Here is a 13,327-nt window from a genome sequence, read left to right on the forward strand (position 1 = left end):
GGCGCCGCGGCGGAACGTCAATGTCATCGAAACGTCATCGCTCTAACACATGCTCCCGCCGGTTTTGCGCATACGCCGCAAATTGGGGCGAACTGGATGGACCGACTTCTGATGGACTCTGCGCAAGCTGTTGAAGTTAAAGAAAAAGCCTCCGAAGCCGAAGGCCTGCCGGCGATCGCATCGAGCCCCGAGCGGTTCATCAATCGCGAGCTCTCCTGGCTGCATTTCAACCGCCGCGTCCTGGAGGAAGCGGTCAACGCCAGTCACCCCATGCTGGAGCGGGTGCGATTCCTGTCGATTTCAGCGAATAACCTCGACGAGTTCTTCATGGTCCGCGTCGCCGGCATCAAGGCCCAGGTGCGCGAGGGCATTGCCGAGCGCAGCCCCGACGGCCTGACGCCGTCCGAGCAGCTCGCGCTCATCAACCGGACCGTCTCGCAGCTTGCCTCCGACCAGCAGGCGATCTGGCGCGACCTTCGCAGCACGCTGGCCGACGAGGGCATCGTGCTCGTTGAGGGCAAGGACGTCACCAAGACGGAACGAGCCTGGATCGAGGACTACTTCCTCAACAACGTGTTCCCGCTGCTGACGCCGCTCGCGATCGACCCGGCGCACCCGTTCCCGTTCATCCCGAGCCTCGGCTTCACTATGGCGCTCCAGCTGACGCGCGCCGCCGACGGCAAGCAGATGAACGCGCTGATCCGCATGCCCGGCAAGATCGACCGCTTCATCCGTCTGCCGGCCGACGGCAAGGTCGTCCGGCTGATCACGCTGGAACAGGCGACCGCCCTGTTCATCAACCGCCTGTTCCCCGGCTACAATCTCCACGGCCAGGGCGCCTTCCGCATCCTCCGGGATTCCGAGCTCGAAATCGAGGAAGAGGCCGAAGACCTCGTCCGCCTGTTCGAGACTGCGCTGAAGCGCCGCCGCCGCGGCTCGGTGATCCGACTTGAGATCGACGCCAAGATGCCGGAGCAGCTGCGCAGCTTCGTGCAGCATGCGCTGTCGGCCGCCGACGACGAGGTGTTCCTGGTCGACGGCGTACTGGCCATGAACGAGCTCTCGCAGCTCACCCGTCTCGACCGGCCCGATCTCGAATTCACCCCTTACGTGCCGCGCCATCCCGAGCGCGTGCGCGAGCACGGTGGCGACATCTTCGCCGCGATCCGGCAGAAGGACCTCGTCGTCCATCACCCCTACGAATCCTTCGACGTGGTGGTGCAGTTTCTCCAGCAGGCGACGCGCGACCCGGATGTCGTCGCCATCAAGCAGACGCTCTACCGCACCTCCAGCAACTCGCCGATCGTGCGCGCGCTGGTGGAAGCCGCCGAGGCCGGCAAATCCGTCACCGCGCTGATCGAGCTGAAGGCGCGCTTCGACGAGGAGGCCAATATCCGCTGGGCGCGCGACCTCGAACGCGCCGGCGTCCAGGTCGTCTACGGCTTCCTCGAACTCAAGACGCACGCAAAACTCTCGATGGTGGTGCGCCGCGAGGGCGGCGGCCTCACCACCTATGTCCACACCGGCACCGGCAACTACCACCCGGTGACGGCGCGTATCTACACCGACCTCTCCTACTTCACCTCGGAGCCGACCATCGGCCGCGACGCTGCGCGCGTGTTCAACTTCATCACCGGCTATGCAGCGCCGAGCGATCTGGAAAAGATGGCGGTGTCGCCGCTGACCCTGCGCAAGCGCATTATCGAGCACATCCAGGGCGAGACCGCGCATGCGCGGCACGGCCGACCCGGTGCGGTCTGGATGAAGATGAATGCACTGGTCGATCCCGACATCATCGACGCGCTCTACGAGGCCTCACAGGCCGGCGTGCAGGTCGAACTCGTGGTGCGCGGCATCTGCTGCCTGCGGCCCGGCATTCCCGGCCTGTCGGAGAACATCCGCGTCAAGTCGATCATCGGACGCTTCCTGGAACACGGCCGAATCTACTGCTTCGGCATGGGCCAGGGCCTGCCGAGCGCCAAAGCGGCTGTGTATATCTCCTCGGCCGACATGATGCCGCGCAACCTCGACCGCCGCGTCGAGGTGCTCTGTCCGCTGCAAAATCCCACGGTGCATCAGCAGGTTCTCGAACAGATCATGGTCGCGAATCTCAAGGACAATGAACAGAGCTGGCAATTGTTGCCGGACGGGTCCTCAACGCGTATGAAGACCGCGAAGGGCGAGGAGCCTTTCAACGTCCACAACTACTTCATGACAAATCCGAGTCTGTCTGGCCGTGGTAAGTCGCTCAAGGAATCCTCGCCGCGCCGCCTCACGCGCCGTAATGAACGTCATCAATCCTGATCCAGGATCTTCGACGTGAAGCGGCCGCGCAAGCGCGGCTCGAGCGTCGCGGTCATCGATATCGGCTCCAATTCGGTCCGTCTCGTCGTCTACGAGGGACTGACGCGGAGCCTCATTCCGATCTTCAACGAGAAGACGCTGTGCGGCCTCGGGCGCGAGGTGCAGAGCACGGGCCTGCTCGCGCCCGACGCAGTCGACAAGGCGCTGACCTCGCTGCAGCGGTTTCGCGCGCTGTGCCGGGTGATGCAGGTCGGACGGGTGTTTGCGATCGCGACCGCCGCCTGCCGCGACGCCTCCAACGGCGCCGACTTCATCGCGAAAGCCGAGCGCATCTGCGCGGTGAAGATCGAGATCCTGTCGGGCCCGCGCGAGGCGCGGCTGTCGGCGCTCGGCGTGATCTCGGGCATCCATCACCCCGACGGCGTCGTCGGCGACCTCGGCGGCGGCTCGCTCGAACTGATCGACGTGCGCAAGAACAGCGTGCGCAGCGGCGTGACGCTGCCGCTCGGAGGCCTCGCGCTCCAGGACCTCGCGCATAAATCGCTCAAACGCGCCGACCGCATCGTGCGCGAGGCGATCGACGAGGTGCCGCAACTCACCGCCGGCCGCGGCCGCAGCTTCTACGCCGTCGGCGGCACCTGGCGTGCGCTGGCGCGCATCCACATCATCCAGAGCGGCTATCCGCTCCAGGTGATGCACGGCTATTCGATTACGGCCGCCGAGGCGCTCGACTTTTCGCGGCGCCTGCGCCGGCTCGCGGCCGCCGACATGCTCGCCGACATCGAGATCGTCGCCGACGCCCGGCGCCCGCTCCTCACCTACGCCGCACTGGTGCTCGAGCACATCATCCGCGTGGCGAAGCCCAAGACCATCGTGTTCTCGACCTTCGGCGTGCGCGAGGGCCTGCTGCACGAAAAGCTGTCGGAGTCCGAACGCAACAAGGACGGACTGATCTGCGCGGCCGAGGAGCTGAACCAGCTACTGTCGCGTTCGGCCAAGCACGCGCGCGAGCTGATCGCCTGGACCGACCGCCTCGCGCGCGTGGTGAAGCTGCGTGAGACCGCGGAGGACCGCCGCCTGCGCCACGCCGCATGCCTGCTGTCCGACATCGGCTGGCGCGTCCATCCCGATCATCGCGGCGAGCAGACGCTCAGCCTCGTCGTCAACGGCAATTTCGGCGCGATCACCCACACCGAGCGCGCCTTCGTCGGCCTGTCCGTGTTCTATCGCTATGCGGGGCTGAGCGAAGAGAACCAGCCGCCGGTCAACATGCAGGAACTGCTGACGCCGGCGCAGCTCGAACGCGCCCGCCTCTTGGGCGCGGCCTTCCGCGTCGCGCATCTGATCTCGGCGGCGCGTCCGGGCGTCTTGCCCGCCACGCATTTCCGCAGTCTGGGCCGCAAGCTGATGCTGGTGTTCGAGCACCGCCTCGGCGATCTCGTCGCGGACCGCGTCGGCAGTCGCTTCCGCGCACTCGCCCGGTTGATCAACCGTGCCGGCTCGATCGTGCGGCGGTAGACAATTATCCGCCAAAGCCTTCTACTCGGCAGAAGCCTTCTACTCGGCAGAAGCCTTGGCGTGGCGCTCGGACGTCTCGAGCGCGGCCGCGCTGAGGCTGCGCCGGCGCCAGATCGTGCCGACCGCCAGCACAACCACGACGCCGAGAGCGGCGCACAGATATTCGCCGCCTCCGCCGCCATGGGCGAATTGCGGCGGGATGCGCAACGCGCCGAGCATGGTGTCCAGCGAGGCGCCGAACGGACCGTCGAACAGCGTGTGCAGCCGGGGCGCGATGCCGGGATCGGTCGCGATCACCTCGCCCGCGATCCAGCCGAGCAGCGCAGCACCAGCCCACACCAGAACCGGCAGCTTTGCGAGCAGCGCCATGATCAGCGCCGCACCGGCGACGATCAGCGGCACGCTGATGGCAAGACCGAGCACCAGCAAGGGCACGCTGCCATTGGCGGCGGCGGCGACCGCAATGACGTTGTCCAGACTCATGACGATGTCGGCGACGACGACGATCTGCACCGCCTGCCACAGATGCGAGGCCGACTCGACGCCGTCCTCGTCCTCCTGTTCCGGCACCAGCAGCTTCGCCGCGATCACGATCAGCGCAAGACCGCCGACGAGCTTGAGGTATGGCAGCTCCATCAGGCTCGCGACGATGCCCGTGAAGATGATCCGCAGCACCACGGCTGCGCCGGCACCGAGGATCATGCCCCAGAGCCGATGCCGCGGCTTGAGGCCGCGGCAGGCGAGCGCGATCACCAGCGCATTGTCGCCGGACAAAAGGATGTTGATCCAGATGATCTTGCCGACTGCAACCCAGAAGGTCGGTTCGGCCATCTCGACGCGGAACTGGGTGAAAAATGCCCCGATCGTAGCGGGATCGAAGATCTGCCAGAGCCAGTTCACAATACGTCCTTTCGCCCCGCGGCTTTAACTGACCGGCTGAAAGTTCAGCCGACGATCTCGTTGCCCGAGAAGAACTGGGCGATTTCGACCGCGGCAGTCTCCGGCGCATCCGAACCGTGCGCCGAATTCTCGCCGATCGACTTTGCGTAGAGCTTGCGGATGGTGCCGTCGGCCGCCTTGGCCGGATCGGTCGCGCCCATCGCGTCGCGATACTTGGCGACGGCGCCCTCGCCTTCCAGCACCTGGACGACCACGGGGCCCGAGGTCATGAATTCCACGAGCTCGCCGAAGAACGGCCGCGCCTTGTGGACCGCATAGAAGGTCTCGGCCTGTTCCTTGGTCATGCGGATGCGCTTCTGCGCGACGATGCGCAGGCCCGCCTTCTCGATCACGGCGTTAACCGCACCAGTCAGGTTACGCGCGGTGGCGTCGGGCTTGATGATCGAGAAAGTGCGTTCGATGGCCATGATATCTTGTCCTTGGGAAGAAAGCGGTGGTTCGGAGTTGCCGGGCTTATATCGGCGCCGTCGCCGGACGGCAAGCGACCGCCGGAACGGCCCTCACAGGCGCTTCGCCGCAGGCGCACAGCTCCAATTCCAGCATGGATTACGACAATTTCACTCAGATGAACCCAGTCTGAAGCCCTTGTCAGGCTTCGGTTCAGCTTGTCCGGCGTAAGGTCGGGTCCATCGAAACCGAAGCCTGATGATCAGGCAGAGCGTTTCGGCGGCCTTTCCATCGGCGCGATAGCCCCGCGCCGGCAGTTTTGAGGAGATCACCATGTTGAGGAAACTTTCGCTTGCCGCGGTCGCCGCGGTTGCGCTGGGTGCCGCGCTGGCACCGACCTCCGCCTCCGCTCACTGGCATGGTGGCGGCTGGGGCTGGCACGGCGGCGGCGGTGGCTGGCATCGCGGCTACGGCTGGGGTGGACCGCGCTTCTATGCCGGCGTCCCCGTCTCCTACGGTTATGGCGGCGGCTGCTATGTACGCCGGCTGGTCCCGACCCCTTGGGGACCCCGCTGGCGCCTGATCAACCGCTGCTATTGAGCCCGACAGCACCTTTCCAACAGCACCTTTCCAACAGCACCTTTCCAACAGCACCTTTCCAACAGCACCTTTCCAAGGGTACCTGAGCCCCCCAAGGTACCTTCCAAGCGAAGCCCCGGCGTTCCCCTGCGCCGGGGCTTTGTCTTGGCTTTTGGGCGTTGTCTTGGGCTTTGTCTTGGGCGTCGTCTTTGGACGAGGACATTGCGCGGCCTCATACAATTTTTGCTAGAATGCAGGGCAATCTCCGCGAGTGGCGAAACCATTTGGGGGGCCAAGGACTTGGTACCGTGTCGCTCCCTTGAGAACACGGAACCCTACGATGGCGGGCCTTTTTGCCAGTGACAGCGAACAGATCGACCGGCGCACCAGCCGCTCGATTTGCGATGCTGTGGGCGAGCGGCTCCAGCAGAGCCTGCGCCCCGAACCCCGGCTCCCGACCCATCTCGAACAGCTTATGGACGAGCTGAAGCAGCGCGACCGCGATTCGCACTGACATAAGGGGTCACGGAAAAACGGGTTGCGTTCGGCGCGCCTTGCGGTGACAAGGCCGCATGCTGTCCATCAACGACCTCTCCATCCGCCTCGCCGGACGCCTTCTGATTGACCAGGGCTCCGTGCAGATCACGCCCGGCGCGCGCGTCGGCATGGTCGGTCGCAACGGCACCGGCAAATCGACCTTGTTCAAGGTAATCCGGGGCGAGCTCGCGGCCGAGCACGGCACGGTGACCCTGCCGCCGCGGTGGCGCGTCGGCAGCTTGGCGCAGGAAGCCCCGAACGGCCCCGAAAGCCTGATCTCGGTCGTGCTCAAGGCCGATCTCGAACGCGACGCCCTGCTCACCGAGGCCGAGAGCGCGACCGACCCGCACCGTATCGCCGAGATCCAGACCCGGCTGGTCGACATCGACGCGCATTCGGCACCGAGCCGTGCCGCCGCGATCCTCTCCGGCCTCGGCTTTTCCGCCACCGACCAGCTCCGCCCCTGCGCCGAATTCTCCGGCGGCTGGCGCATGCGCGTCGCGCTTGCCGCCACGCTGTTCGCCGCCCCTGACCTGCTGCTGCTCGACGAGCCCACGAACTATCTCGACCTCGAAGGCACGCTGTGGCTGGAGGATCACCTCGCGCATTATCCGCGCACCGTGATCGTGATCAGCCATGACCGCGACCTGCTGGAAAGCTCGGTCGACCAGATCCTGCATCTGGAGCGCGGCAAGCTCACGCTCTACAAAGGCACCTATTCCTCCTTCGAGGAGCAGCGTGCCGCACGCGAGCTGCTCGACGCCAAGCAGGTCAAGCGCCAGGAAGCCGAACGCGCACACCTGCAAGCCTTCGTCGACCGCTTCAAGGCCAAGGCCTCCAAGGCGCGCCAGGCCCAATCCCGCGTCAAGATGCTGGAACGGCTGAAACCGATCAGGGCGCTGGTCACCCAGGACGTTCGCGAGATTACATTTCCAGCGCCGGAAAAAATCCTGTCGCCGCCGATCATCGCCGTCGACAACGCCACGGTCGGCTACGATCCGAACACGCCCGTGCTCAACCGCGTCACCTTGCGCGTCGACAACGACGACCGCATCGCGCTCCTCGGCTCCAACGGCAACGGCAAGTCGACGCTGGTGAAGCTGCTCGCCGGAAGGCTGGCGCCGTTCTCCGGCAAGGTGACCCGCGCCGACAAGCTGTCGATCGCCTATTTCGCCCAGCACCAGCTCGACGAATTGAACGAGGATGCCTCAACCTACGACCACGTCCGCAAGCTGATGGGCGATGCGCCCGAGGCAAAGGTGCGGGCGCGCGCCGGCGCGATCGGCTTCTCCGGTAAGGCCGCCGACACCAAGGTTGCAAAACTGTCGGGCGGCGAGAAGGCGCGGCTGCTGCTGGGCCTTGCGACCTTCTTCGGCCCCAACATGATCATCCTGGACGAACCGACCAACCATCTCGACATCGACAGCCGCGCCGCGCTTGCGGAGGCGATCAACGAATTTCCCGGCGCCGTCATCATGGTTTCGCACGACCGCTATCTGATCGAGTCCTGCGCCGACCAGCTCTGGATCGTCGCCGACCGCACGGTGACCAATTACGACGGCGACCTCGACGAATACCGCCGCCTGGTGCTGTCGTCACGCAATGCGGAACCCCCTCCGCGCGAGCGCAGCGCCCCGAGCGAAAAGCCGCAGCGCCCGAAGTCGGATAATCGCGGCCCGCTGAAGAAGCGCATCGCGGAAGCCGAGAGCGAGATCGCCCGCGTCACCGACATCATCGCCAAGATCGACACCGCGCTCGCTTTGCCCGACATTTTCACCCGCGACCCCAGGCAGGCCGCGCAATTGTCGAAGGCGCGCGCGAATGCCGCCGGGGCGCTGGCGCGCGCCGAGGAGCAATGGCTCGAGGCGAGCACGCAGTTTGACGAGGCGGCGGGCTGACAATTCTCGCCGCGCCGCTGCAGGGTTCCATCAAATAGCAAAGCCAAACGGCTTGCGGATCGCTTCGGCATCGGCGAGCTTGGTGCTGCTGCGGAGGAACGCGGATGCCGGTCGATTTTGAACAGAGGCGAGACGCGCTTGTCGGCGTGATCTACGACGCCGTGCTCGACCCCTCGCTCTGGAGCGCTGCACTGGAAGGTATCGCAGATATCACCCACAGCGCAGCCGCCCTGATCCACGGCTACCGCGTCGATCGCGAAATGTACACGTTCCACGAACTCGGCCGGATCGATCCAGAGTGCAAGCGTCGCCACGAACTCTTTCACGTGACCAATCCGTGGATGCGGTCGAGCCGTTTCCCGGCGGGCAGGATGGTGCATTCCGATGACCTGATCGGGCTATCCCAACTCAAGCGCACCGCCTTCTACGACGACGTCCTGCGGCCGCAAGACCTCGCGCACGGCCTCATCGTCAACGTGGTGAGCCGTCCGGAATTCCAGGTCTCGCTCAACGTCGAACGCAGCGAGAAGAGCGGACCGTTCAGTGAACGTGACGCCGCGATCTTGAATTCACTGCTGCCGCATCTGCGCCGCGCCAGCGAGCTGCGATTGCGCATGCTCGACTACCGCGAGGCCGCACAGGCAGAGCGTGACGCGCTCGACGCATTGTCGACCGGAATCATCACTTTCGATGCCGGCCAGCGCGTGCTGTTCGCAAATTCTGCGGCCCGAACGCGGGCCGTAGAACTTTCGCTCCAGCTCCGCGCCGGCTGCGACCCGTCAGGCCCGCCAGCAGTCGTGAACGCCATCCGCGCGCTCCTCGCGGACACCGTCGGCAGCGGCGCCGTGGGAACGTGCCGGCTGCCACGGCCGAACGGCGGTGACATCGGCATCACCGTGACGCCCGTGCAAGGCCGCGCGTTCGATCACCCGTCGCACCACACAACCGCGAGCCCCGTCGCGATCGCACTCCTGGTCGACATATCGCGCAACGGCGAGGCTGCGAGCGCGCTGCTGGCGGCCCGCCACGGCCTGACGGCGGCCGAATTGCGGGTGGCGAACACGCTCGCGCAGACCGGCGGCATGCGGGCGGCTGCGGCCAAACTTGGCGTCAGTGCCAACACGCTCAAATCCCATACCAAGCGGATTTACGCCAAGATCGGGATCCGCGGCCACGCCGAGCTGGTGCAGTCGGTTGCCCAAATCGCCCAGACGCTCGATCCCTCCGTGTAACGTCCGCGCGTCCCGCGCACGGCGTCCGTCATCACCCCATGGGGTGATGACCAGCGATCGGCCTGCGCAGATGATCCGCCGTGCAATACTGGAGACCACGCATGTTACGGCTGCTGCCTGCTTTGATCTCGCTTCTGTGGCTGACGCAGCCGCTGCAAGCGGAGCCGACATATCCGCAATCGACCATTCGCATCGTGCTGGGCTTCAGCCCGGGAAGCGCACCCGACGTGGCGGCGCGCATCCTGGCCGAACACTTCACGGCGAAATGGGGCAAACCCGTCGTGGTCGAGAACATGCTGGGCGCGGGCGGCAACATCGCAGCCGATCACGTCGCCAAATCGGCGCCGGACGGCGCCACGCTGCTGATGGCGGGCAATGCGGCGATCGTCATCAACCCGTCTCTTTACGCAAAGCTGCCGTATGATCCGGCGCGGGATCTGGTCCCCGTGGCCCAGGTCACGATCGCGCCGAACCTCCTGGTCGTGAACAAGGAGGTGCCGGCGGCAAGCGTGCAGGAGCTGGTCGATCTGGCGCGGCGCAACCCGGGCACGCTCACTTTTGCCTCGGCGGGAGTGGGCACCTCCACCCATTTGGCGGGCGAGTTATTCCAGACCATGGCGGGCATCAAGATTCAGCATGTGCCGTACCGCGACAGCGCTGCGCTGTTGAGCGATCTCACGGCCGGGCGCATCACGATGTTCTTTGGCAGCATCGCATCGGTGCTGCCTCAGATCCGCGACGGCGGACTTCGCGCTCTGGCGATCACATCGCTGCGGCGCTCACCGGCCGTTCCTGATCTGTCGACGCTTGATGAACTCGGTTTCCGCGGGTTCGATGCCACCGCCTGGTTTGGCTTGATGGCGCCTGCCGGCACGCCGGCGTCGGTGATCGCCATGTTGCACGACGAGGCGCAGAAGGCAGTGTCCGCGCCGGCCGCGCGCGCGAAGTTCGCTGCGCTCGGCATGGAAGCCGTGACACGCACGCCGGACGAATTCGCCGCCGAGATCCGGGTCGAAACGCCGAGATGGGCGGAACTGATCAGGCGGGTGGGAATCGCGCCGATCCAGTAATCGGCGCGGCCATCAGAGCCTCAAGCCGCCGACTTCTTCTTCGCTTTCGGCTTGGCCGCCTTCGGGATCACCGGCGCCTCCGGCGTGCCCTCGATCGAGGACAGTCGGCCGGCCGTGAAGGTGTAGATGCCCGCGCGCGGACCGGTCGTCCACGTCACGACCGCAACGCGCCTGCCGGCGGCATCATTCGAGAAGTTGACGTTCGAGGGCGCGCCGATGCCGCGCACCACGTCGCATTCGGTGTGGCCGAGCGCGACGGTGCCGCCCATGGGCGCGGGCGACGTCGTCGACGCATTGGCATCAGCCGGACCGGGCGGCGGCGCCATGCCGGCACAGCCCCCGTCGGCGCCGACCAGATCCTCGGCCCTAACCGGCCTGTCGGGGGTCAGCGGCGGCGACTCAATCGAGATGTTGCGGATGAACAGCCGGCTCGGCGTGTTGAACCACTGGGCATCCCTGGAGAACATATCGGCCCCGCCCGAGCAGCCAGCGACCAGCGGGGCTACCGCAGCCAAAGCAACTATGAGCGATCTGGGAAGCTTTTGATGTCGCACGATAAACTAAATTCCCCGTGTGAAGGACCGACCCTAAGCGATTGTCCCAACATCACTTTGCGGCACGATGGTGACCAAAGCCATCATCGCCCGAAAAGTGCAAATTATCATTAATTGCGAGCGGCTGCTAATTCCGCTTCTGCCACCGGCCCCGCTCGTCGGCCTGCCAATAGGTGACATCAAATCCCCGCGCCTTGCAATCCGTCCAGGCGCTGCGGGCGAACGCAAGCGCGTCCGGATCGTCGCCGTTGAACAGCAGCACCATGCGCTCATAGCCCTGCGCGTCCTGCGGCAGCGCGGCGTTGTCGACGAGGAAGCGGACATTGGCACCGTTCGGATTGTCCTCCTCGACCGTCAGCACGATCGGCTGATCGGCGGCGTCGCTCAAGCGCCATGTCGCGTGCGGCAGGAAGGAATCGTCACGATAGGTCCACAGATGGGCGTCGAGTCCATCGGCACGCTCCGGCGAATTCGACTGCACCACGACGCGCCAGCCGCGCTCGAGCGATTTCTCGAGAAGCGGCGGCAACACGTTCTCCACCGTCATGTTTTGTAGATGATAGAACAGCACTTCAGGCATCTTGGGTCATTTGCGCTCGTAATGGTCGGCGACCAGACGGTCGAGCAAACGGACGCCATAGCCGCTTCCCCAGCTCTGGTTGATGTCGGTCTTCGGCGCGCCCATGGCGGTGCCGGCGATGTCGAGATGCGCCCAGGGCGTGCCGTCGACGAAACGCTGGAGGAACTGTGCTGCGGTGATCGAGCCGCCATGGCGGCCGCCGGTGTTCTTCATGTCGGCGAACTGGGAATCGATCAGCTTGTCGTATTCGGGGCCAAGCGGCAGGCGCCAGACCTTCTCGCCGCTCTCGATGCCGGCGGCCAGCAGCCGCTCGGCAAGCTCGTCATTGTTGGAGAACATGCCTGCATGCTCGGTACCGAGCGCGACCACGATCGCACCGGTCAAAGTCGCCAGATCCACCATGAATTTCGGCTTGGTTTTCTTGGCGACGTACCAGAGCACATCGGCAAGCACCAGGCGGCCTTCCGCGTCGGTGTTGATGATCTCGATGGTCTGGCCGGACATCGAGGTGACGATGTCGCCCGGGCGTTGCGCATTGCCGTCGGGCATGTTTTCGACGAGGCCGATGGCGCCGACGACGTTGACCTTGGCCTTGCGTGCCGCGAGCGCGTGCATCAGGCCGACGACGCAGGCAGCGCCGCCCATGTCGCCCTTCATGTCCTCCATGCTGCCGGCCGGCTTGATCGAAATGCCGCCGGTGTCGAAGCAGACGCCCTTGCCGACGAAGGCAACCGGTGCCTCACCCTTCTTGCCGCCGTCCCAGTGCATGATCACGGTGCGGCTCGGCCGCGCCGAGCCCTGGCCGACACCGAGCAGCGCGCCCATGCCGAGCTTGTCCATCGCCTTGACGTCGAGCACCTCGATCTTGACGCCGAGCTTGCGGAGCAGGCCTGCGCGGCGCGCGAACTCCTCGGGGAAAAGCACGTTCGGCGGTTCGTTGACGAGGTCGCGCGCGATGACCACGCCGTCCACGATCGCCCCGGCCGAGACAAACGTCTTCTTCGCGGCGGCGGCATCGCCGACCGCAAGCGAGATTTCGGCGCGCGAGCCGCCCTCCTCGCCGTCCTTCTTCTTGGTCTTGTAGCGGTCGAATTTGTAGGTGCGCAGCCGCAGGCCGGAGGCGATCGCGACCGCCTGCTCGCTGGTCATGGCGCCATCGGGCAGTTCCGCCATGATGGTCATGGCCGCCGCCCCGGCGGGAAGCTTGCTCGCCGCCACGCCGCCGAATTTGAGGAAGTCGTTCGCCTTCAGGCCGACCGCCTTGCCGGCGCCGATCACGATCAGACGGGTGGCCTTCACCCCCTCCGGCGCCAGGATGTCCAGCGCGGCGCCGCTTTTGCCTTTGAAGGCGGCGGCGGAGGCTGCCCGCTTCACGAGTTCGGTGGCACCGCCCAGCGCCTTGGCCGTCGCCGGGCCGACCTTCAGACTGTCGTTGCAGAACACGACCAGGGTGCCACGGGCGGCGGCAGACAATGGGACGAAGCCGACCTTGATGGCATCGGACATGAGTAACTCCTCCAAAACATGCGGCTTTTTGCCCGTAGGCGATCCCGGCACGGGCCGGACCTGAACGGCGATTCACTAAGCCTTCCCCACTATGGGCCAGCGGCGGCGCAGATGCCAAGCACCCGCCGTGGCCGTGATGCCACAATGAGGGAAATATTAACCATATATTGAGGGTGCCACGGGGCAGCCATTTTGTTGACGG

Annotated in this window: 12 protein-coding genes; 7 read left to right on the forward strand and 5 right to left on the reverse strand. The window is 65.6% G+C overall.

From position 1 onward, the window contains the following. Positions 1-111 precede the first annotated feature (111 nt). A complete protein-coding gene (locus IVB31_RS13380; RefSeq protein ID WP_247322963.1) occupies positions 112-2,304 on the forward strand; it encodes an RNA degradosome polyphosphate kinase in 2,193 nt (730 codons plus the stop codon). 15 nt (positions 2,305-2,319) lie between these two features. Then, positions 2,320-3,822 carry an exopolyphosphatase gene (gene ppx / locus IVB31_RS13385; protein ID WP_247322784.1) on the forward strand — a complete coding sequence of 501 codons (1,503 nt, stop codon included), beginning with the start codon at positions 2,320-2,322 and terminating at the stop codon, positions 3,820-3,822. Positions 3,823-3,861: 39 nt separating this feature from the next. Here ppx and IVB31_RS13390 read toward each other — a convergent pair whose 3' ends face one another. Both IVB31_RS13390 and ndk read right to left on the reverse strand, forming a co-directional pair. Beyond that, positions 3,862-4,722 carry a TerC family protein gene (locus IVB31_RS13390; protein ID WP_247322787.1) on the reverse strand — a complete coding sequence of 287 codons (861 nt, stop codon included), beginning with the start codon at positions 4,720-4,722 and terminating at the stop codon, positions 3,862-3,864. 44 nt (positions 4,723-4,766) lie between these two features. Next, positions 4,767-5,189 (reverse strand): nucleoside-diphosphate kinase, encoded by a 423-nt coding sequence (gene ndk / locus IVB31_RS13395; protein WP_247322789.1) that lies wholly within the window; start codon positions 5,187-5,189, stop codon positions 4,767-4,769. 313 nt (positions 5,190-5,502) lie between these two features. On the opposite strand from ndk, the gene IVB31_RS13400 reads away from it, so the two are divergent. From IVB31_RS13400 to IVB31_RS13420, 5 genes are all read left to right on the forward strand, one after another. Beyond that, positions 5,503-5,769 (forward strand): sulfur globule protein precursor, encoded by a 267-nt coding sequence (locus tag IVB31_RS13400; protein WP_247322791.1) that lies wholly within the window; start codon positions 5,503-5,505, stop codon positions 5,767-5,769. Between the two features lie 319 nt (positions 5,770-6,088). After that, positions 6,089-6,262, forward strand: coding sequence for a hypothetical protein (locus tag IVB31_RS13405; protein WP_247322793.1), 174 nt, complete (start codon positions 6,089-6,091; stop codon positions 6,260-6,262). Between the two features lie 58 nt (positions 6,263-6,320). Next, positions 6,321-8,183, forward strand: a complete 1,863-nt coding sequence (locus IVB31_RS13410) for an ABC-F family ATP-binding cassette domain-containing protein (RefSeq protein WP_247322795.1) — start codon at positions 6,321-6,323, stop codon at positions 8,181-8,183. Between the two features lie 104 nt (positions 8,184-8,287). Beyond that, a complete protein-coding gene (locus IVB31_RS13415) occupies positions 8,288-9,415 on the forward strand; it encodes a helix-turn-helix transcriptional regulator (RefSeq protein WP_247322796.1) in 1,128 nt (375 codons plus the stop codon). Positions 9,416-9,642: 227 nt separating this feature from the next. Then, positions 9,643-10,485, forward strand: coding sequence for a tripartite tricarboxylate transporter substrate binding protein (locus tag IVB31_RS13420; RefSeq protein WP_247322798.1), 843 nt, complete (start codon positions 9,643-9,645; stop codon positions 10,483-10,485). Between the two features lie 20 nt (positions 10,486-10,505). Here IVB31_RS13420 and IVB31_RS13425 read toward each other — a convergent pair whose 3' ends face one another. The 3 genes from IVB31_RS13425 to IVB31_RS13435 all read right to left on the reverse strand — a co-directional run bounded on the left by IVB31_RS13425 (position 10,506) and on the right by IVB31_RS13435 (position 13,125). Then, a complete protein-coding gene (locus tag IVB31_RS13425; RefSeq protein ID WP_247322800.1) occupies positions 10,506-11,000 on the reverse strand; it encodes a hypothetical protein in 495 nt (164 codons plus the stop codon). Between the two features lie 166 nt (positions 11,001-11,166). Continuing rightward, positions 11,167-11,619 (reverse strand): DNA polymerase III subunit chi, encoded by a 453-nt coding sequence (locus IVB31_RS13430; RefSeq protein WP_247322802.1) that lies wholly within the window; start codon positions 11,617-11,619, stop codon positions 11,167-11,169. Between the two features lie 6 nt (positions 11,620-11,625). After that, complete coding sequence (locus tag IVB31_RS13435; RefSeq protein WP_247322806.1) at positions 11,626-13,125, reverse strand: leucyl aminopeptidase; 1,500 nt, start codon at positions 13,123-13,125, stop codon at positions 11,626-11,628. Positions 13,126-13,327: the final 202 nt, after the last annotated feature.

Origin of the sequence: Bradyrhizobium sp. 21 (assembly GCF_023073335.1) — a bacterium.
Taxonomy (GTDB): domain Bacteria; phylum Pseudomonadota; class Alphaproteobacteria; order Rhizobiales; family Xanthobacteraceae; genus Bradyrhizobium.